Below are 20768 nucleotides of genomic sequence, written 5' to 3'. Positions count from 1 at the left end.
ATGTCAGATTTTAAAATAATTGGAAATCCTGATCCTGTTGTAGGTAAGGAAGAATTCTACTCAGTAAATACTTTTTTACCGAGTGTTCTGCCTTTTCAAAATTCAGCTTCTAGTAATAGTTTTGAACAGCCTGTAAAGTGGGAAATATATATTCTCGAAAATGGAAGATGGCGCAAGACAAAAGAAAATGATAAAACAGGAAAAAGAATCTCATACACCTTTCTTCAAAAAAGTTTAGAAAGAAAAGGAATCCGTATTCTGGCAAGAAGAGGAGAAGATGTAGCGCGTTTGAATGTAACGACACATCCCGCCGAAAAACCAAAAATAGAGAACGTAGAATTACTTGATAAAAGTGGCAAAAAGCCGACTGCGCCCTTATCGTACGGACAAACAGTTAAAGCCAGAGTGCATTGTTTACATATGGAAAAACACAAAGTGTATGTAACACTTTGGGAAGATGATGCTCCTAAAGGAGGGCACAATAAGGCAAATGAAAAAAATATAATACAAACACTTTCAGGAGTTGTTAAAAATGGTAAAGCAGATGTTGATTTTTTACTTAGGCCAAGTTTTGCCAAGATTGCAAAAAAAGATGGGGTAGAAGATAAAATTCATGAATATTATGTTACAACAGATTTTAACAAAGAGAAAATTGCAAGTAACAATGTAAATGTAAATGATATTGAAGCTCCTGTAGCTCCCTATAAGGGAAAGACAACACCAAAGGAAGCTGAAAAGCCAACGATTCCTTCTAAGAAAGATTCTCCAAAGCAAGATGCATCAGGTGCTAAAAAAGAAAAGGGTCGAATCAATTCAGTGAATCTTACTGACACAACTGGAAATAAGATTAAAGGAGTATTTAAAGAAAAACAGATTAAAGTCTGGATTAACTCAACGGGATTAAAAGGAAAGGATATTAGTCTAAAACTATATGATGAAGATGTAGCTAGCAACGATTTACTGTTTCAGCAGGAATTTACGCTTAAATCTGATTTGCATGCGATTGTTGTGCCTCTAGATACAATTCCTCGAAGCCTTGGAGGAAACTTTTGGACTGAAGGTGCAGAACAGGAGCTATTTGCAGAAGTTAAAGTGTTGCAGACAAATGATCTAAAAAAGAGTGAAGTTGTAGATGTAGATGCTAAAGTTTTTAAACCGGATCCTGTAGAGCAGACTAATAAGACTGCGAAGGTTGGAGAGGGTGAAAAGAGTGGCGGGAAAAATGAGAAAAAGGGCACTTGTGATGAATGCACTAAGCCTATAACAGCTAAGCAATTAAAAGATATTTTCCCTAAAGCTGATTCAGCAAAATTAGAGAAAGTAGCCGCAACGTATACTAAATATATGAAAGATTTAGGAATGGATACTTGTTGGAATAAAGCACATTTATTTGCTCAGGCAAGAGTTGAGTCCGGTTTAAGTTTAGAATTAAAAGAGGGGGAAGGGTTTAATTATTATTACGAGAGTTTATCAATTTTTAAAGCATTTCAAACCAAAGAAGGGAAAGAAAAAGCAAAATTATGGGGTAGACCAACAGTCAGGCCTAAAAAGCCGGGAGTTTCGTTAGAGGATCAAAAAAAAATAGCTAATTGGGCATATTCTCCTCCAGCAAAAAAAGCAAAAGAAATAGGGAATACTGAAGCAAATGATGGTTGGAATTATAGAGGTAGAGGATTAGTCCAAGTAACAGGAAAAGGTTTTTATGAGTATTGTAATTTATATACAAAAAAAAATAGTTTAGATGTTGTTAAAAAACCAGACTTAATAGGCGAAAGCATTGAGTTATCTATATTGAGTTCTATGATTTTCTTTAAATGGAAGAATTTAAACACGATTTCAAATAAAACACATGATGTTATAAACAAAATTTGCCCTAAAGTTGGTAATGATGTGGCTCTTAAAGATGAAAAAGGTAATCCTTCATCAAATCATAAAGAAAAGCAAAAGGCATTTAATGATATTACATCGAAAGCTTTTAAAATTGATAATTGTAAATGGGGAGAAAAAGTTGAAATTCCTAAAACAAAAGGTAAATTTTCAACATATGATAACGAATACTCGGCAGATTCAAAAACTGCATATATTAATGTTATCGTTCCTAAGGATAGAAGAACTGAAGGCTTATTCGTGTTCTTTGATGATACTGAAATAGTACTGAAAGGTTATGCATTAGCGATGGGAACTGTTAACGATAATTTTTTCGAAAGAAATGGAAAAGGAAGTACACCAACTGGACTCTGGTCTTCTTCTTATTCGAAAACTCATATTGGTGAAGCGAGTTATGGAGATAATGGTTTAATTCATATAAATGGAATTACTGGAGATGCAAAAAAAGCCACCGCGCCAGGAAAAAGAGATGGAATTGCTATACATAGTGGACATACAACGAAGGTTGGAATAAATGATAATGGTCCTTTGATGGTTACTTATGGATGTGTTAGAGTATATAATGCTGATATGAAAAAATTAGTTGAAAATTATAATACAATTAAAGGTAAAGGAAAAACAATTTATGTCTATGTTGAAGAAGTAGATTCTATGGATGATGTGTATAAAGATTATGATATGGTTGCTGATCCAAAAGACAAAAAAAGAAATTATAGTAAAAATGCAAAACAATAATGCAATGAAAAGAACAATTATTTTATTTATGATAACAATGCTAGTTATTAGCTGTAATTCTCAAACAAAGGAAAAAAAAATGGAAGTTAAAGGATCAATAAAGAAAAATGAAGATAAGTTATATTCTGAATATATGCCATTAATGAGAGATTTGCTAAAAAATAATAATTACAAGTTCTTAGAACATAGTGTATTTAAAAACAAAGTTGTTGAATATTTCGGAGTTGATATTGATAATGCAAAATTCAATGATGTTTATTTAGAAAGTGGCCTTGGATACACAGCTTTAAGTAATGAAGGATTTATAGATACTTATCAAGTTGATAGAGGTGTAATTGATGGAGCTGGAGATGCTTTTGCAGATATTTTAAAAGATGGACTGAATAATGATTATAATATTGATTTTATAAACTACAATAAGGTTTTATTTAATGATGATTTATCTGCAATATCAAAAGTAAACTTAGATAAAGATAAAGTTGAAGATATTGTTGTGTATTTAAATTATGAAAAAAACAATCTTTTAAATAATTCATTTGTAAAGAATATAAAGAAGGTTGACAATTATAATGAAAGTTTTAAATGGCATCTTTTATGGTATAATAATAAAACAAAACCAGATGTAATTAGAAAAAAAATATTGCAAGATATAGCTAATAAAAAGCCTGATTTTATTTTTGATTTAGCTTATTTTCTGAATAACAATTCTAATAAAATTAAAGAGAAAATAGATGGTTCATTGATTGATACCACACTAGCTTTTTTAATAGAAGTTGAATTACAGCATTATGAAGATAAGGATTTGAATGATAATAAAGGTTACAGCTTACTTAATAATTTTTATATTCAAAATCCTAAGATGTTAGACAGATTTAAATCTCAAAAATTTTATGGATATCCATTAATTGACAGTTATACTAAAAAGTACTTATTGATGTCAGAAGAAAATGAGATTTCTTATGGTAAAGTTATCGATCCTGATGGCTACACTAACGTGAGAAAAGATAAAAATAGTACATCAGCTATAATTGAAAAAATTAAATCAGGCGAAAGAGTTGAAATATTAGATGATTCAGAAAATTGGTGGCTGATAAAAACAAATTCTGGAAAGAAAGGATATGTTTATAAAACCAAAATTAAATCTGAATAATATAAAAAAGCATATATGCTCCTTGACATATTGAAAAGAAAAGCCCCAGCTAGTAGGAGTTTTACGCTTTTGTTAGCTGAGGGAATTAATAAATGGAAAATTTAATGAAAAAAATAATAAATCCTATTCTGCTTTTTTTTGTGTTATTTTTTAATTCTTGTAATTCAGAAAAGAAAGAAAACATAATAAAAGATCAAATGAAAAAGGGAACACTAATAGACGGGATAACTTTAGATAATTCTATATTTAGTAATAAAGACATTGACCTTAAGAAATATAAGTTCAATGGGATATTAATTGAAAACATTAATATAAATGATTTATTAGATAAAAATTATAGAGATGATTTTATTAAGTTTTTATTAATCACAAAAAATGAAGATGATAGTTTTAAATCGACTTTGGTTTCTCAGTTGTTGATTATTAGGATGATACAATTGTCTGATACTGATGCTTTTTACATATTATCTGAGATTTCAAAAAATGATAGCGTATCTTATAACGGAATAGAATTATATCAAGAGACTTTATTGAAATTCTTCATTGAAAATCCTATGTTCTATATTCAACAAGGAAGTAAATATAATGATTCAACGATTATTAAAAGTATTTCAAATTCATTAGATGAATTTATAGCAGATGAAAATTTTTTTAAAGATAATATTGCTAATATTAATTTAGAAAGTCAGCAGATGTTGTTGTATCCAGAAAAAGAAAAAGAATTTAATGCCAATTTCAAAAATACATTAAAAAAATTACCTAAAGTTGAAGCTATATTTTCGCCTTCTTCTTATACAGCCTGGGAAAGTAAGACAATTTATTTTACAAATATCTATTCTTTATTTACTAAGGCAGTTACTCAAAAATTGACAACTCGAGAAAATTTGTATTATAAGTCATATATATTACCTATTTTGAAAAAGTACACCAGTTTAGGCTATGTTATTAATGATTCAGATGGGTATACAAATTTAAGAAAAGACAAAAATGCATCTTCTGAAATTTTACAAAAAATAACTACGGGAGAAGAAATTATTGTGTTAGATAATTCTGGTGATTGGTGGTTTGTTGAGTCAAAAGATGGTAAAAAAGGGTATGTATATAAAACTAAAATTAAAGAAGAATAATTAGTAATAAAAAGAGAAAAAGCTCCTTGACATATTGAAAAGAAAAGCCCCAGCTAGCAAAAGTTTTAGGCTTTTGTTAGCTGAGGGAATTAAAAATTATAAAAAATAATTATGAGAAGTTTAATGATTTCCATTTTAGTTGTTTCTATTGTGAGCTTTAGCTCTTGTAATTCTCAGACAAAAGAGAAAGGAAATGAAAAAAATGAAATAGAGATGTTTATCAATGTTTTGAATAAATCGAATTATAAAAATACCAATGAAAATTTTGAAAATGTTAATAAAGACATTATTGGTATTGATAATCGTAATTTGAAAGAAGGTTATAATGACATTAACATTCTTGGTGAATCTATAGACTATCAAATATGTAAAGAAGGGAAATATATTAAAATAGGAGAAGATATTTTACCAGATATAGATAAAATCAAAGAAGATATGCTTATAAGTTATCCATATATGAAATCTCTAACAAATTTAAATAAAATTATATATTTAAATGATATGGCTTCTACTTTAGGGACTAGTCTAAAGGATATTGATTTGGCAAGAGATATAGTTGTATTATTTAATTACGAAAAAAATGAATCTTTAATAAAGAAAGTTTCTGATAATATTGGAGATTGGGATGATTTTTCAAATAATTTCAAATTATCAATGGTCTTTTATAATAGAGATCATACTATTAGAAAAAAAAATCTTAAATACCTTTCAAAAAAACAAGAACTTATATATCACTTAACTTTTTATTTAGCCGATAATAGAAAGAATATAATGAATACCAATAAGTTATCAACGGAAAAAATTGATGAAGCTATTGCATATTTATTAAATCTTGGTCTTGAAGGCAAATCAAATACTGATATAGATACAGATAATGATATGTCATATAGACTTTTAAATAATCTTCTTGTTTCTCATCCTAAAATTATTAATTCTTTCGAAAAAATAAATTATTACGGACATACTGACTTAGCTTTTTTTACAAAAGTATTTCGTACAACACAAAATAATAATGATCAAAATTCAGAAATAAAAAAATATTACATCCAAGATTCTGATGGTTACTCTAATATAAGGAAAGATAAAAATAGTAACTCAGAAATAGTTGGTAAAGTTAAATCTGGCGAAGAAATAGACGTATTAGATGATTCTGGAAATTGGTGGTTTATCCAATCTAAATCAGGTAAAAAAGGATATGTTTATAAGACTAAAATAAAATCGGAATAAAAGAAAATAAAAACAAGCTCCTTGACATATTGAAAAGAAAAGCCCCAGCTAGCAGGAGTTTTATGCTTTTGTTAGCTGAGGGAATTAATAAAAGATAAAAGAAGATGAAAAGAATAATTTTTCCTTTGATAATTCTATTACTGATTTCTTGTAAAAAGGAAGTAATAGTTGATAAGGCAGTAAACAAGACAAAAGATACTCTAAGTATTAAAGATATTAAGTTTGTATCATTTGGAGATAAAATAATTTCACAAGATGATTTTATTAGCCAGATAAAGAATAGTACAGATATAGCGTATACAAGAAAAAATCTATCGAAAATTAAATTTGATTATGATCAATTTAATGAGTGGGATTTTAATACTATTGAGAAGAAAAATATTGGAGATATTAGTTTACAGCTAAAAAAGGAAAAAGTAGATAATTCAGATGCCACTATTTGTGCTCACATTAGTCTGTCAATTTATAAAAACAATAAAAAAGCTGACAAAATTATTATTTATAAAAACGAGAATTATTCTGAAGCATTAGTTGTAATAACGCGTTTATTTTATATAAATTCTAATTTAGATTTATGGTTGTTGGAAATTAATGAAGATGAAGAAGGTATTAATTTTAATTCTTGGAATCAATATAGGATTGATAAAAAGAATGGGAAAATTAATTTAATTAAGAGTATAAAAAATAATGAAATTTATAATGAAGAAAGTAATATTTAATTTCTTAATGGTAATAATATTGATTTCTTGTAATGATAAAAAACCAACAAATCATAATAATGTTGAAAAAAGAAATTACTCTAATAGATCAATTGTAGATAATGATAAAGAGAAATTAAGTAACAATTCCTGTTTAATAGATTCATTGAATATGATGAGTACAGAATATGGAGGAATTAAATTTTATACTGAAAATGAGTTAAGAGGCGCTGGTGTAGTTCAATTATCAATTGATAAGGATTTTGAAATTTTAAATTTAGATAAGACTGTATATGGCAGTATAAAATTGAAAAATAACACAGAAGAACCTTTTAATATTAAATTCCCCAAAATGGTTATTGCTAGAGAAATAATTCCAAACATAGAATATAAAATATTTTGTTTCGATGCAGAACAGCCAGAAACTGATAATGATTTTTTAATTATTTATATAAATAACGAAAAAAGATTAGTTAGTAAGAAAGACTGTAAATATAAATTTCATTCATGGGAAGCATATATTAAAACAGCTTTTATTCATCTTACTTTAAAAGTTGAAAACAGTTCAAAAGAGGAACAAAGGTATTATTATGAAGCTTTGAAGATTAAAGGAGACTCTATGCAAATCAAATCAGTTGCAAAAACATCATGTGATTATATTCAAGAATATAAAGATGTTACAAAATGGATAAAGTGGAAAGAAAATTCATGTAAACTTATCATGTTTGATTTCTGTTACTAAATACAGAAAAACAAAAAGATAGCCATAAAACGTTTCTGGTTTAAAAATTTAGTCCATGATAAAAGCTTAAAATCCGGCTCAGTGCGCGAAATTGTTACTATTTAACCCGAAAAAGCTTGTTATAATTGATGAAATCAAAAGAATAGCACATAAAAAAACTAACCATACTAAAAGAGATAAACAAAACACTCTCAGTTCAAAATAAAAAATATAGAATTATGATAGAAAAATTAAATCATTTTCCCGTAAACTGGATTGATGGGATGAAGATAAATAAGAGTCATTTTTTATCTATTCAGGACAACGTTTCTGAGTTGGTAAATGATGCAATTGGTATTCATACCACGCCTATAAGTTATGGTCTGCTGGATTCTGGAAACCAAAATAAAGAGGCCACAAAAATCACCTTAGGTATTGATAATCACAAACTGCTTCGTGTTCGTGTAGAAGAATGCCACGCCATAACACCAAACGGATCCAGAATTGAAATCAGTAAAAGTAATACTGATACATTAGACCTTCAGGTTCCGTATCCGGAAGATACTTATGAAATAAAAGACGGCGAACAATTGGTTTTATTGGCTTGTATATCGGTTAATTCAAAAAAGAGAATCCCTTTTGGCGAACCTGATCCAGATGAAGTACCGCCAAGATATCCGTACACACAGCCAGAATATAAACTTCATTTAATTAAAGCCGAAGAATTCCGTTCAGGAATTGGATATGGAGGTTTCTATCTTGCTATTGGTAAAGTTCTTATTGGAGATACAACAGTTTTAGATGAAGATTATATTCCGCCTTCTGTAACAGTGGCTTGTCATCCAAAATTAGTAGATATACAAGCACAGATTGCACGTTCTTTTGGTCAAATTGAAATTTACTCGGTTCAGATTTCTCAAAAAATAAACAGAGGACAACAGGCAGGAGTTTTGCCTCAAACAGTAATGCAGCTGGCAGATAATACAGGATATTATTTAGGAAGCTGTTTAACGCAATTCCGCTGGTTTTCAATGCACCAGCATCCAGCTTCAATGTTAAGCACAGTTGTAGCGTTTGCCAGAGTGATGAAGAACTTTATCGATTCAAAATCGGGAGCTGGAAAAGAAGAGCTGCTAAATTATTTTGCCGAATGGTGTGATATTTCACAAGGAGATCTTGAAATAATGTTTACTACACTTATTAATGCAGGTTACGATCATGTACATATCGATAAAACTGCTACGCTTGTAATAAATGCTTTAACCAGAATAGAGAAACTATTCGAAACACTGAATAAACTGGATTACATCGGTAAGAAAAAAGAAAACATCGAATTGTTTGTTGCTGAAACAGAGAAAAAAGACATCGTTCATAATCCAAAACGTCACGGTTTCTTTATAAAAGATTAAAAAAATAAAATAGTAATATAAAATTATGGAAGTATTAAATAAACAAGAACGCCAGAAAGCATTTATCGCTTTTTTAATTGCCTTTACCCTGACATTCTGTGTTATGCTGATTGCAGTTTCGTTCAACTTTTATATGCCCGTGGCAGAAAATAAAATGTTGAAAGCAGAAAATGAAATGATGAAAAGAGAATACGATTATCAAACTAATTTTTCGGTAAAAATTGACAGTATCAGAATGACAATCGACTCAATCAATTCACCAAAAGTTGATAATGATTTTCAGCAGCGTCTGGCAAATGTTATGATTGCGAATATCTATCAAAAAGTCCCAAAAGACACAACTGAAAACAAAAAATTATATAACAATGTTATTCTAGCCTACAAGAATATTATTGATTATAAAAAACAAATTAGAAGCCTTACACACAATTCGCACTTAATAGACAGTTTGAACCAGTCGGCAAAAACATACAAAGAAGAATTAGAAAAAGTAAGCAGAGATCTGGATGTATGCCGTCAGATTTATCAAAATCAATAATTAGAAATTTAGAGTAAAGAAATCAATAAACTAATCATTTAAAAATTTGAAATTATGTTGTCAAACTATGGAATTGGAGGTAATGAAGTAAAAATTGATGCAGATGAAGCGATCACTGCAATCCCTCAGAACAGAACACTTGTTGCTCAAAAATTAACAGTAGATGCTCCTGTAAAACCAGAATTGGTAGAAGGAATTACAAGTATCGAAAAAGCATTTGAACATTTTAAACCAGAAGTAAAAGTAAATTTTGAAACTGCTGATGGTGCAACTAAAGTTGAGCCTTTAAACTTTAAAAACTTAGGTGATTTTGGTATAAAAGGAATTACAACACAAAGCAGTTTTTTATCTGATCTTGAAACAGAAAAAGATCAATATCAAAAAATTATCCGTCAGTTAAAATCAAATAAGATTTTAAAAGCGGCTTTAGAAGACGGAGAAGCAAAACAAGCTTTGTTAGAAAGTCTTGGAGCACTGATCAACGAGTTAAAAGAAAACAAATAAGAAATTAAAATATTTTAGATATGTCAAGCAAAGAAGCATATAAAGGTGATCTTGATACAGCAGTATTAGAACCAAAAGCAGTTAAAGGAATTTCAATTGAAAAAAATGTTGAAAAACTGGCTAAATACGGCGGTTTTGATTTATTAGAAATGGCAATTGAAGGAGTTCAAAATCTTAATCCGGATAGAAAAGCAAGAAGAAAAATCTTTTTGGGTGAAGTAAACAAAGCAAAAGAAAGAGAAACTCTTTTAAAGACTTTAGAACTTTGGTCTTCAGTTTTAAGCAATAATGAAGCTTTGACTGATATGGTGGCACAAAGTGAAGATAAATGCAAAGAATCTGAAGCTTTACTTCAAAAAAACCTTGCTAAAGCTGTTGAAGATACAAGAGAAATTGAAGCAGCTTACAGAACACTGGCCTTATTCTTTAAAAACACAGAATCTGACAAAGTAAAAAATGTTACGATTGTAAATGCAGAATTAGATCAGTTAAAAGATCTTGACAATACTCGTTTTATTGATGCAATTCACTCAGAATTAGTTGATAATTACGATCGTTTAGATCTTAAAAACAACTATGGTATTTTGGTAATTCCAGGATATTTAGGATCTAATAAAGTAATTGAAAAATGGGCAAAAATTGCGCATGAAAACAAAGTAATGTTAGTTACAGATTTCGAACATCTTGATGAACCGGATGATGTAATGGAAATGTTTGATGCGGCTTCATTGACTGGAGGAGATGTTTATCGTTCTAACGTAATCATGACTTGTAACTGGCTTGTTGGCCGCGGCAGATTTGATCAAATTGGAGAAAACGAAGATTTACACGTTGCGCCTTCGGCTGCATTAGCAGGAAAAATATACAAAACATTAATGTCTCAGGTTACTGCAGGTAAGAAATTTGGAGGAATTAATGAAGTTGACGGAGTGAAATTTGATCTTAAGAAAAGCGAAATCGCTAATCTTGAAAACTTAGGATTAGTTCCGATGGTAAATGAATACGGAAAAGTAATGGCTTTTTCTGCTAAAACATTATTCAGCGGAGATAATTTAGGATTGCAAACGTACTCTGTAGTTCGTGTTTTTGATTATGTGACTAAAGTATTAATGGATTTCCTTAATCGTCGTGCTTTCGAAAACTTTACTGCTAAAACGCGTAAAGAGATTATGAATCAGATCGTTGCTTTCCTTGACGGAATCACTGGTCCGGATAAATTAATTGAGAATTTTGAAATCCGCAGATTTGAACAAGATCCAATTCAAAAAGACAGAATTTATATGGATATCCATATGAAACCTTATTTCCCTGCTAAAAACTTCCTTATCAAAATGGATGGTCACAAAGGTGATGATGGAACTGAATGGGATACAGATTACGAACAAAAATAATTGTACAGTAAAATCAAAAAAAGGAAACACGCTATATGTGTTTCCTTTTTTAAACAAAACATTGATCTTTTGAATGATCAAACCAAATAATTCAAATTCATGAACGTACTTAAAATTTTACTTTTAGTCGGTTTGTTTTCAATTTCAAATTCGATTAAAGCACAAAAAGTAAATCAAATTGATACTTTAAGCTGCCCTATAACGCAAAACGATTTATTGCTTTCAGGAAAGTTATTTGCAAGTGCGGCACCAATTTTACTTCGTGTTTATAATGAAGATTATGAATATGCTGTTTTTCAGTTAGGAAAAAGAAGAGGCAGTATTTATTTATATTTTAAAATTTTCACAGATAATGTCTGTGTAAAACAAGAACAGCCGTTGGAACTCTATTTTAAAAATGGAGAAATGTATATTCTTAAAAATACTTTTAAGGTAAATTGTGATGGAATCGCAGCCCTTGAACTTACGCGAAGAGACATAAAAAAATTAATGTCAAATAATATCAATACCATAAAATTTTTCACATTAAAGAAGGACTATGAATTTAGCCCGACAGAAGTTGATAATCAAAATATAAAGTTTTATCTGCACTGTTTAAAACTCTATAAAGTGAGGAAAAAAAGATAATTTTTTAGTCGAAAGAAACTCAAACAACTCTCAAGTATAATATCAAAAAAATCAAAATATGCCATTTCCGGAACTAAACCTTTCATTAGGACTTACAGATAACGACGGTTCTGTTTTTTATGCAGGAAGCGGAGAAGGAAAAGTGATTGTAAAAACAGATTCTGCGCTAAAAAAACACAGTATTAATATCATTATCTCTGAACAGCAGATTGGATCTGTGTATTTGAAAACTCATTTTGAAGGTGCCGAAATTCCTGCCGAAATTGAAGTGCCGACTTATCAAATGATTGTTACAGATGATAAAACAAACGAAAAAGAAATTTATAAAGTAACCCGTGATACTTTTTTCTATAAACAGCAGACAAAGAAAAAAGGATTGTGGAGTTTTTTTGGTCTGAAATTTTTAGCACCTAAAAACTTTCTTTTTGAAAACATTCCGTTTGAACCCCTAAAAGAAGAAATGGAAACCTATGACATTTCCAGATATAGGAAATTAAATAAAGATGAACTCACTTACAGCTTTCAAAAAGACGAACAAAACATTCAAATTTTTGCTGGTGATATAAATACGCTGAAAGTAGAAAAAGGAATCAGCTATTTTGTAATTGTAGATGAAAAAAAGGGACAGCGTTTCATAGGCGACATATTATACAGAGAGAAATTTCTAAAACTTACGCCTTCGGTAAAACTGCATATCATTAAGCGCAAACAGGTTTCAAAAGAAATGGAAACCGATAAAAAGGGACGTACAGACAGATTGATTTATATTTAATAAATACCAAAATATGAAAGGAGCATTTTACAAACTGCCTATAGACTTTAACAGCGTCATGCAAAAAAAGGAGCTGGAAAAAACATCAATAGAACACTCTATCGCACAGCAGATTATTTTATTGGCTACAACCACATTTGGAGAATGTAAGTTTGATGAAACGTTTGGCTCAAAAATCTGGGAGATTGATTTTGATTTGCTGATGAATGAAAATACCCTCAAAGAAATCATTTCAAAAACAATGAAACAATCGCTTCTTTTTCATGAAAAAAGAATAAAAGTAAATGAACTGAAGGTAGAATTATCTGAAACAATGTATCTGGTTGATGATGTGAGCAGAGCTAAAAAGAAAGTTGATATTATAATTGAAGCCACTATTAAAAGTACAAACAGAGATTTTGATTTTAGAGGCTATTTTTTCGTTGGGCCTTTATCATATAAATAGATTTTTAGTAATATTTTTATATCATTTTATTTGAAAATCACAGTTTTTAATTTGTTAAATACTTGATAATTTGATTCTTATATATTGTAAATAAAATTTTATTAAATAAATTATTATAATAAGATTTTATTTATATATTTACAGCATAAATAAATAAATTAATAATTAAAAATTTTTCATTATGTCGTTTTTAACATCATTAACAGTAGCAGGAAAAGATTACAAAGTATTAAACGTAAGTTATGATTTAGCTCAAGAAACAGATGCTTCTGGGCGTCCATCTACGGTAACACGCGGAGGAAGAATCATGATCGAAGTTGAATCAACTGGAAGTACTGAATTATTTGAATGGATGACTAACAATTTCGAAAGAAAAGACGGGTCAGTAAAATTCATCAAACGTGATTCAAATGCTACTTTAAAAGAGCTAAAGTTTACAGAGGCTTACATGGTTAAGTACAAAGAAAACTTTGATCATAACAGTGAAAATCCATTAACTGAAACTTTTATGATTTCTGCTCGTAAAATTTCGATGGGTGGAGGAGAATTTGATAATGCTTGGGTATAATCCTTTGGACTTTATCAATCTTAATTAAACAAAAGGGAGTCCGATAACTGGACTTCCTTTTTTGTTTTCTATTTTGAAATATCCGGTCTTCAATTCGTAAAGCACTGGATTTTCGCACTTCCTAAATTAATCATCTAAACAAATCTACAAATGAGTTTTTTATCTAAATTACATATAGACGGAGAAGAATATAATGTTCTTGAATTTAATATTGGTTTTAAACAAGAAATTGATACAACAAGTAAACCTACCGGTAATGCAAAAGGCGGGGTTATAAGAATGATTATTGAAGCAAGTCAGAATAGCCATTTTTTATCATGGATGTTAAATGGTGATTTAACCAAAGACGGAAAAATTGTTTTTTACAGAAGAGATGCTTTAAGTAAAATGAAAGAACTTACGTTTACTAAGGCATTTTGTGTCGGTTATGATGAACAGTTTACAAGCACTACCGAAATACCAATGAGAATTACTATGGAGCTAGTAGCAAAAGAATTGACTTTTGGCGACGCTAAATTCTCAAACAATTGGATTGCTTTAGATTAATTGTTTAAAAGCTAATTAAAAACCCCAAGGACATCATTATGGCACATTTTTCAGAACAAGTACATATAACTATAGGAAGTTTTACCCAAAACGTTGTTTATTATGATTTAAAGCTATCTCAAAAAATGGCCGATCATCATCATTTTTCTTTTGTTTGGCAATATACAGGTAAAGCCGTAATTAACCCGGCAGATCAGGCTAAGGCTCTTAGAAGCTATCTTGGAGACGAAGTAATTTTTACTTTTAAAAGTCTTACCGGGATCAGATTAATGAGCAAAGGTATAATTACTGAACTTTCATCGATTGATGTTGATGGAAGCCCGGCAGGATTACACGTTTCTGGTGTAAGCCACAGTATTGTTATTGATGATATGAAAAAATCAAGAACATTTAAAGACCGCAGTATGGATGATATCGTATTGGGGATTTTTGCTGAAGGACCGGGAGAATTTTATCAAAGAGATTCTATTAAATCGACTTATCTTAAAGAATTTAAAAATCTTTTACAATATAACGAAACTAGTTTTGAATTTTTAAAAAGAATAGCAGCACGTTATGGACAATGGTTTTATTTTGACGGAATGCGTATGCAGTTCGGACAGACAAAAAGCAGCCAGACCAAGCTTATAAATGGAGCTTCATTACACAGCTTTAAGATACAAGCTAATATGGCTTCACATAAAATTTCGCTGAACGGTTATGATTATAAAAATGTAGCAACTTTTCGTGAGTCAGCACCTAAGACTTCATCAGGTAGTAAAGACAGCTTTGCCGCTATTGTAGGTTATAATCAGGGAACTGTAGCAAATTCTGATTTAAATAATGGGGCTTATACCGCAAATGCCACAAACAAAGACGAACTTGATGAAATGATAAAACTGCAGACTGCGGGCAGTGATGCCAACAGTGTTTATTACAGCGGTATTTCTTATTTTCCAATTGGTCTTGGACAGGTATTTACAATAGTAAACCAAACAGTAGCACATGAATTAATTGCTATTGAAGTTGTACATCATTCTCAGGTGCATGGAAATTATTCTTGTGAGTTTAAAGCAATTCCTGCAGATGTGTCAGCACCACACTATACAAATGTATTTGTTTATGGCAAAGCAGAAACACAGCCAGCACAAGTAAAAGATAATAATGATCCTGAAGGATTAGGACGTGTAAGAGTAGAGTTTTATGGTGCAAGCGGTACAGCAGTTACAGATTGGATAAGAATGGTGCAGCCTTATTCTGGTTCAGGAAAAGGATTTTATTTTGTTCCTGAAATTGGAGAAGAAGTTTTAATTGGTTTTGAAGGCAATAACGTGCAGAATCCTTATGTAATTGGTGCGCAGTATAACGGACAAGATTCAAGTGGTTATGCAGATGCACAGAATAATATTAAAGCGATTCATACGAGAAGTGGTCATGTAATAAAATTCACAGAAGATGAGAGCATCTTAATTGCTGATAAAAATGGTAATGAGATACTATTAGATACTGTTGGAGGCAACATAACTATTACAGCAAACAACACCATTAATCTAAACGCACAAAATATCAATTTTAATGCTTCTCAAAATATTACTGCTAATGCAGGAATGAATATTACAGAAAGTGCCGGAGCCGACAAAATGAGCATTGTAGGTATGATGCTTAATACTACTGTTGGAGGTGATCATATGCTTAATGTTACAGGAAACTTTATGGAAAACATCGAAGGAAATCTTGAATCTCATACGGCTAAAGAAAGGCAGGAAGTTGGAGTTAAAGGAATTGATACAAGCAGTGAAGGAGGGATAAATAAACACTCTAAAAAAGAAATGCAAATTAACAGCGCCGAAAAATCTAAATCTTACTAATGTATGAGCAGGGTTAGATTAGTTGGAGGTACTATAACAAAAACTACAGGCGGCGATCACAATATATATTCTGATGGTAATATTGTGTATAATTCTGGTAAAGTTGTTACCGAAACAAGTGATGCAGGGATTACTTACGGAGAACCTAAAAGTTCTCCATCTGTTTCAAAATTACATTTCGTTGACGGCTGGTGGGCTTTGGATAGAGAAGGACAGAAAAAAATAAAAAGAGCAGTACCAGGTATGATAGTTTTTTTTCATTTAAAAACTAAAGAAATCCCTAATGGTAATGCAGTATTTTTATCCTTGTTTGATGAAGACAATCATGAAAAAGAAGAAGGTCCAAATAAAGATGGCAGGAAAGATAAAGATGATGCGATTAAATTAATTAATACAAAATCAAAAAAACAAGTTCTTGTTGCCAAAGTAACAGATAATAAAATAGTACAAGAAATAAACTTAACAGGTTTAGGATCATTAATTGCTGAAGAACAGGATAAATGTTTAGAACTTTATTTTCGCTGCAGTTATAAAAGTGAAAATGTTCAATATCCAGCAGACAGGAAAAATTATCTGGAAGTAGGTTCCATAGTCATTGACCGCTACAAAATGCCGGGATTAAACAGTGATGGCTCAAAGATTGCTGACGATATGACCTACGGAAAAGGTGTAAAGCATATTGGAGAAGTATATTCTAATGATGTCCTTGAAAAATTTAAAAAAGAGTATGAAGAGGGAGGTTTTGATAATCAAAAGCATGCCTCTTTTTCACATCAGGACAATGTCGAAAATAAAGCCAAATACAGCAAAGAGGAATGCTATAAGACTAGTTACAAAGTTAATATTCCAATTATAAAGAAATTAATTCCGGAAATTTCAACAGGTTTAGATGTACGGTTATTTGATAAACTTTCTACAGAGAGTTTGTTTTGGGATTTTGAGCAGACAGCAACTTTATATTTTGCTTCTGGCGAGTTACAAGGAAATATTGAGCGTATGATTGCTAAATTCAAAAAAAATGAAGGTGGTGTTTATGAAGATAGAATATTAACTAAATATGTAAGTGATAATCCGAATACAAAAAAATATTGTATGAATGTTGAGGATTATATTGCAGAACAGTTAAAGCAAAATGTCGCTGATTTGAAAAAAGCAGAAGATGCTAAACCTTATTTCGGAAGTCCTGAAACCATAACGAGAAATCGAAAAACGAAGAATAAAGAGTATTTTACTAAACCAATGTATTCTTATGACAATTTAAGTAATGTAACAGGTGGTTTAACTATTGCTTTAAATGATATTTGGGCTGCAGAAGTACTTTTACAAGAATTAAAATTTGATAAAGACAACTATACAGGAAAATATCAAGTAACTCTATGGGATCATTTTGGACTTGATTTACCCGATATGGAAAAAGTTTTTAATATTATACCAAGTGTTGGAGAAACTTTTGTAACATGGTTTGTTTTACAGCATTTAAGAGGATACAAGCCTTTTATCACTAAAATGACTTTTGAAAGAACATTTTCTGGTAATATAAAGGAAGGTAAAAAAGAAAGAACAGACAAAAGGAAATCTGAAGAACGCGTAAAAGCACAAAAATGGGCAGAGGAAGAAAGAGCAAAAATGATGAGGGGGCCAAAATTTTAAAAAAGAATGAAAAAACTATTTTTTTTAATAATCATAACAGCATTTTTATCTTCTTGCCAGGAGAAGAAAGTTACGTTTGTAAATTTAGAAAAACACAGCGGAGAAGGTTTTTTTGACAGAGGAGATCGCGAAGGAGAAAAATTTATTTATAAAAGCATTTTAGTAGAGAATGCTCCTCATGGAGATAAAGAAATACTAGATATGCTTATTAAATATAAAAATCAAAATTTGAAAGATGCTGCTATAAACAAAGATGCTTATTCATTTACTGTTTTTCTTTACGAGAAAAATAATTCTACATCCTATTTCATTGAAAATGCAGATGATCCAGGCGGACTAACAAGTCAGGTTTTACAAGATTACTATTCAAAAAATGGTATTGGAGAAATTACGATTGATAAATGCGGAAATGACAAAGATTGGACAGCCAAAATTTCGTATTTTGATATGCAAAGAAATGTAAAAGATACTATTTTATACAATTGTAAGAATGATAAAAAGTAAAATCGTCCATGAGTTTTAATCACTTTTAAAATAATTAAATCTCCCCAAAGTAAATATTAAATTAATTGAATTAAAATTTCAGACAGATCCATTATGAGCAGAATAAGATTAGTTGGAGGTACTATAACAAAAACTACCGGAGGTGATCACAATATTTATTCTGAAGGTAATATTGTATATAATTCTGGTCAGGCTGTAACCGAGACGAGTGACACAGGAATTAAGTACGGAGATCCGAAAGATGCACCTGTAAAAGAAGTAAATGAAGCTGTTAAAGAAATTGAACTAATAACTAAATTAGATCAAGGTTCTGCAAATGATAAAACAGGTACATTTCAGGATGGAATGATTTTTGGCAAAGCATATCATTTTAAAGTTAAAAGTTATGTCAAGGATTCTCCCAAGAATAAATTTGATATAAAATGGATGTTAAGATATCATAGTTTAGCAGATAATTCATGGAAAGAAATTCCATTATCACAAAAGGGAGAGAGTTTAAAAATCACTATGAATGAAGAGGATATGTGTGGACGTTTTATATATATCCGTGCTTATGTTAAAGATCATAAAACTGAGGCTGAACTGAAAGTATGGAAACATAACAGATTTAGATGGTTTGACAGAATGCAGGTCGAAGAAGAAATAAAGGATAGAACTGATAATAATCAACCTTGGAAAATAGACCAGGCAGGTACATCTTTATGTGGAATGGCATGTATTTTTTATTTGTTTGCAAAGGAACAGCCAGCACAATATAAAAAATTTGCCAAAGAACTTTTTAGAACAGGTATTTCCTCAGTAAACAATTTCACAGTGAAACCTGATACTGAGATTTTAGAGAAAATGGTTAATAAATCAGGTTTTCCTATGAAAACATCAAATATGCCGGCAGTCGACTACATAACTATGGCTTCAACTAGAAATACAGATAATCCTAAATATAAGGGAGGAGATGAGGAATTTCAGGCTATTAATTGGCCTCCTTTAATGACTAAATTATCCGAAAAATTTCTTGGCTACAAAGATGTATATTCAAAAGGAATTTACAATCCGGTAAAACCTTTGGCTTATACAACTTTCGATATTCAAAAGAAAATTGATGATATCAATGAGCAATTTAATGCAGGTTATAAATTAATTTTAATGATAGATTCTGATCTAATTAGTGATGTGTGGGACGTTTCAGCACTAGACTTACATTGGGTAGTTTTAGAATCTCCAATAACATGGAATTATATTCCTGGTTTTTTTACTCCGAAGCAAGACGAAATAGATTTTAAAGTTTATACATGGGGAACAAATCCAAACGGAGCTTCTCGATATTTAAAAAAAGTAATATCTTCTTCCCATTTTATGAATAATTATAATGGTTATATTAAATGTAAATAAATGAAAAAAATAGTATCAATTTTATTAGGTGTTATTATTGTTTTTTTTGTTTTTCGCTACTGTTTTTTTAAAATACAAGATTATACAAATAGTAATCGTTGTAATTCATCTCAATTTATTGCAGATGGCGGAAGAATTTATATTTCTTTTTATAGAAATATAAGTAAAACGAAAATGGTAAAAAACTTTCAAATAATCTTAATTGGCAAAGATGGAAAAACTAAGAAAGTAGAATATAAAAGAATTAAAGATTCAGATAGTAAATATTACATCGAATCTAAAATTTTAAAATCGGATACTCTCATAATTGAAACAGAAGGAGATAAGAAATACAAATTTTTTGATTTTAAAAATACTGCATCAAAAATCAATGCAGGAAAGAATAGAGGCGAATATTATTGTAATCTTTATTATAAGGGTATTCCTTTTAACAAAGATTTTGAAGATAGTTCTGAGAATTTCGATACTATAAATGTTTTTCTGGAGTAGTTTTTATAAGAAATTTTTAAAAGCGGGCAGTGAAGGTTATAAAAAAATATCCCCGGCTGGTTCATTATTTATTTGGATTGTAATCATTATAGCGATTATATATATTATTTTATTAGCAATACTTTGGAATTCATCGACTGATAAAAGAGAAGATATTCAGCAGGTGAATGAATATCAAGTGCAAAACTTTAAAACAATTTTGTTTAATAATCAGTTTAATAAAAAAGTGTATGTAATTGTCAATTTCGAATACACTAAAGATGAGATAAAAAATAAAAATTTAAAAATTGTTGATTTTTATAATAAAACAGATTCTATACTATTAAAGCCAAACGAAAAGAACAGCATTTTCCTGCCAGTTTACAATAATACATTTGTTCGATTTCCAATAAATTTTAAAGTTACAGTCAAAGATTCAGTATTTAAGGTAATTAAAAGTTATGATGAAGAATTATTTTATAAAGAATCAAAATCAGAACCAAAAATTGAAAAAGTACAAGAAAAATACAAAGCTGACGAATGGGAATTAATAATTAAATAGTTG

Annotated in this window: 21 protein-coding genes; all 21 read left to right on the top strand. The window is 29.9% G+C overall.

The features are described 5' to 3' along the window. The 21 genes from ACTJIW_RS07095 to ACTJIW_RS06995 all read left to right on the top strand — a co-directional run bounded on the left by ACTJIW_RS07095 (position 1) and on the right by ACTJIW_RS06995 (position 20765). Entirely contained in the window at positions 1-2622 is a 2622-nt protein-coding gene (locus tag ACTJIW_RS07095) for a L,D-transpeptidase family protein (RefSeq protein WP_440715913.1), read from the top strand. 4 nt (positions 2623-2626) lie between these two features. Then, a complete protein-coding gene (locus ACTJIW_RS07090) occupies positions 2627-3772 on the top strand; it encodes an SH3 domain-containing protein (protein ID WP_440715912.1) in 1146 nt (381 codons plus the stop codon). A gap of 104 nt (positions 3773-3876) precedes the next feature. Continuing rightward, positions 3877-4899, top strand: a complete 1023-nt coding sequence (locus ACTJIW_RS07085; protein ID WP_440715911.1) for an SH3 domain-containing protein — start codon at positions 3877-3879, stop codon at positions 4897-4899. A 111-nt stretch (positions 4900-5010) separates the two neighbouring features. Further along, positions 5011-6126 (top strand): SH3 domain-containing protein, encoded by a 1116-nt coding sequence (locus ACTJIW_RS07080; protein ID WP_440715910.1) that lies wholly within the window; start codon positions 5011-5013, stop codon positions 6124-6126. A gap of 104 nt (positions 6127-6230) precedes the next feature. Further along, positions 6231-6845 (top strand): hypothetical protein, encoded by a 615-nt coding sequence (locus ACTJIW_RS07075; RefSeq protein WP_440715909.1) that lies wholly within the window; start codon positions 6231-6233, stop codon positions 6843-6845. Next, complete coding sequence (locus ACTJIW_RS07070) at positions 6826-7566, top strand: hypothetical protein (RefSeq protein WP_440715908.1); 741 nt, start codon at positions 6826-6828, stop codon at positions 7564-7566. Before ACTJIW_RS07075 ends, ACTJIW_RS07070 begins: the two co-directional genes overlap by 20 nt. A gap of 218 nt (positions 7567-7784) precedes the next feature. Continuing rightward, positions 7785-8954 carry a hypothetical protein gene (locus ACTJIW_RS07065; RefSeq protein ID WP_012025254.1) on the top strand — a complete coding sequence of 390 codons (1170 nt, stop codon included), beginning with the start codon at positions 7785-7787 and terminating at the stop codon, positions 8952-8954. A gap of 25 nt (positions 8955-8979) precedes the next feature. After that, positions 8980-9492 (top strand): type VI secretion system TssO, encoded by a 513-nt coding sequence (tssO, locus tag ACTJIW_RS07060; RefSeq protein ID WP_012025253.1) that lies wholly within the window; start codon positions 8980-8982, stop codon positions 9490-9492. A gap of 54 nt (positions 9493-9546) precedes the next feature. Beyond that, a complete protein-coding gene (locus ACTJIW_RS07055) occupies positions 9547-9996 on the top strand; it encodes a hypothetical protein (RefSeq protein ID WP_012025252.1) in 450 nt (149 codons plus the stop codon). A 20-nt stretch (positions 9997-10016) separates the two neighbouring features. Next, positions 10017-11387 carry a DUF5458 family protein gene (locus ACTJIW_RS07050; protein WP_012025251.1) on the top strand — a complete coding sequence of 457 codons (1371 nt, stop codon included), beginning with the start codon at positions 10017-10019 and terminating at the stop codon, positions 11385-11387. 99 nt (positions 11388-11486) lie between these two features. Continuing rightward, complete coding sequence (locus ACTJIW_RS07045; protein WP_012025250.1) at positions 11487-12014, top strand: hypothetical protein; 528 nt, start codon at positions 11487-11489, stop codon at positions 12012-12014. Between the two features lie 58 nt (positions 12015-12072). Next, positions 12073-12786, top strand: coding sequence for a hypothetical protein (locus tag ACTJIW_RS07040; protein WP_440715907.1), 714 nt, complete (start codon positions 12073-12075; stop codon positions 12784-12786). 13 nt (positions 12787-12799) lie between these two features. Further along, positions 12800-13231, top strand: coding sequence for a GPW/gp25 family protein (locus ACTJIW_RS07035; RefSeq protein WP_012025248.1), 432 nt, complete (start codon positions 12800-12802; stop codon positions 13229-13231). Between the two features lie 181 nt (positions 13232-13412). Beyond that, the gene (gene tssD, locus ACTJIW_RS07030; RefSeq protein ID WP_012025247.1) at positions 13413-13799 is read left to right on the top strand and encodes a type VI secretion system tube protein TssD; all 387 of its coding nucleotides are present in this window, start codon (positions 13413-13415) and stop codon (positions 13797-13799) included. A 150-nt stretch (positions 13800-13949) separates the two neighbouring features. Beyond that, positions 13950-14345, top strand: a complete 396-nt coding sequence (gene tssD / locus ACTJIW_RS07025; protein ID WP_012025246.1) for a type VI secretion system tube protein TssD — start codon at positions 13950-13952, stop codon at positions 14343-14345. A 38-nt stretch (positions 14346-14383) separates the two neighbouring features. Further along, positions 14384-16192: a type VI secretion system Vgr family protein gene (locus tag ACTJIW_RS07020; RefSeq protein WP_440715906.1), complete on the top strand. Its 1809-nt coding sequence runs from the start codon at positions 14384-14386 to the stop codon at positions 16190-16192. Between the two features lie 3 nt (positions 16193-16195). After that, positions 16196-17842, top strand: coding sequence for a DUF3289 family protein (locus ACTJIW_RS07015; RefSeq protein ID WP_440715905.1), 1647 nt, complete (start codon positions 16196-16198; stop codon positions 17840-17842). Positions 17843-17848: 6 nt separating this feature from the next. After that, positions 17849-18346 (top strand): hypothetical protein, encoded by a 498-nt coding sequence (locus ACTJIW_RS07010; RefSeq protein ID WP_440715904.1) that lies wholly within the window; start codon positions 17849-17851, stop codon positions 18344-18346. Between the two features lie 93 nt (positions 18347-18439). After that, on the top strand, positions 18440-19735 hold the full coding sequence (locus ACTJIW_RS07005) for a hypothetical protein (protein WP_440715903.1): 1296 nt from the start codon (positions 18440-18442) through the stop codon (positions 19733-19735). After that, positions 19736-20224 carry a hypothetical protein gene (locus ACTJIW_RS07000; protein ID WP_440715902.1) on the top strand — a complete coding sequence of 163 codons (489 nt, stop codon included), beginning with the start codon at positions 19736-19738 and terminating at the stop codon, positions 20222-20224. It abuts the gene before it with no gap. Further along, a complete protein-coding gene (locus ACTJIW_RS06995) occupies positions 20208-20765 on the top strand; it encodes a hypothetical protein (protein ID WP_440715901.1) in 558 nt (185 codons plus the stop codon). The genes ACTJIW_RS07000 and ACTJIW_RS06995 overlap by 17 nt, the downstream gene beginning before the upstream one ends. Positions 20766-20768 lie beyond the last annotated feature (3 nt).

It is taken from the genome of Flavobacterium sp. 22659 (assembly GCF_052044235.1).
GTDB lineage: Bacteria > Bacteroidota > Bacteroidia > Flavobacteriales > Flavobacteriaceae > Flavobacterium > Flavobacterium johnsoniae.
The sequence above is the reverse complement of the archived record's forward strand: the minus strand, read 5'-3'. Positions and strand labels throughout refer to the sequence as shown.

Bases quoted from the DNA above. Each gene is read 5' to 3' on its own strand.
- ACTJIW_RS07095 (WP_440715913.1), top strand. From the start codon at position 1: ATGTCAGATTTTAAAATAATTGGAAATCCTGATCCTGTTGTAGGTAAG.
- ACTJIW_RS07090 (WP_440715912.1), top strand. From the start codon at position 2,627: ATGAAAAGAACAATTATTTTATTTATGATAACAATGCTAGTTATTAGC.
- ACTJIW_RS07085 (WP_440715911.1), top strand. From the start codon at position 3,877: ATGAAAAAAATAATAAATCCTATTCTGCTTTTTTTTGTGTTATTTTTT.
- ACTJIW_RS07080 (WP_440715910.1), top strand. From the start codon at position 5,011: ATGAGAAGTTTAATGATTTCCATTTTAGTTGTTTCTATTGTGAGCTTT.
- ACTJIW_RS07075 (WP_440715909.1), top strand. From the start codon at position 6,231: ATGAAAAGAATAATTTTTCCTTTGATAATTCTATTACTGATTTCTTGT.
- ACTJIW_RS07070 (WP_440715908.1), top strand. From the start codon at position 6,826: ATGAAGAAAGTAATATTTAATTTCTTAATGGTAATAATATTGATTTCT.
- ACTJIW_RS07065 (WP_012025254.1), top strand. From the start codon at position 7,785: ATGATAGAAAAATTAAATCATTTTCCCGTAAACTGGATTGATGGGATG.
- tssO (WP_012025253.1), top strand. From the start codon at position 8,980: ATGGAAGTATTAAATAAACAAGAACGCCAGAAAGCATTTATCGCTTTT.
- ACTJIW_RS07055 (WP_012025252.1), top strand. From the start codon at position 9,547: ATGTTGTCAAACTATGGAATTGGAGGTAATGAAGTAAAAATTGATGCA.
- ACTJIW_RS07050 (WP_012025251.1), top strand. From the start codon at position 10,017: ATGTCAAGCAAAGAAGCATATAAAGGTGATCTTGATACAGCAGTATTA.
- ACTJIW_RS07045 (WP_012025250.1), top strand. From the start codon at position 11,487: ATGAACGTACTTAAAATTTTACTTTTAGTCGGTTTGTTTTCAATTTCA.
- ACTJIW_RS07040 (WP_440715907.1), top strand. From the start codon at position 12,073: ATGCCATTTCCGGAACTAAACCTTTCATTAGGACTTACAGATAACGAC.
- ACTJIW_RS07035 (WP_012025248.1), top strand. From the start codon at position 12,800: ATGAAAGGAGCATTTTACAAACTGCCTATAGACTTTAACAGCGTCATG.
- tssD (WP_012025247.1), top strand. From the start codon at position 13,413: ATGTCGTTTTTAACATCATTAACAGTAGCAGGAAAAGATTACAAAGTA.
- tssD (WP_012025246.1), top strand. From the start codon at position 13,950: ATGAGTTTTTTATCTAAATTACATATAGACGGAGAAGAATATAATGTT.
- ACTJIW_RS07020 (WP_440715906.1), top strand. From the start codon at position 14,384: ATGGCACATTTTTCAGAACAAGTACATATAACTATAGGAAGTTTTACC.
- ACTJIW_RS07015 (WP_440715905.1), top strand. From the start codon at position 16,196: ATGAGCAGGGTTAGATTAGTTGGAGGTACTATAACAAAAACTACAGGC.
- ACTJIW_RS07010 (WP_440715904.1), top strand. From the start codon at position 17,849: ATGAAAAAACTATTTTTTTTAATAATCATAACAGCATTTTTATCTTCT.
- ACTJIW_RS07005 (WP_440715903.1), top strand. From the start codon at position 18,440: ATGAGCAGAATAAGATTAGTTGGAGGTACTATAACAAAAACTACCGGA.
- ACTJIW_RS07000 (WP_440715902.1), top strand. From the start codon at position 19,736: ATGAAAAAAATAGTATCAATTTTATTAGGTGTTATTATTGTTTTTTTT.
- ACTJIW_RS06995 (WP_440715901.1), top strand. From the start codon at position 20,208: ATGTTTTTCTGGAGTAGTTTTTATAAGAAATTTTTAAAAGCGGGCAGT.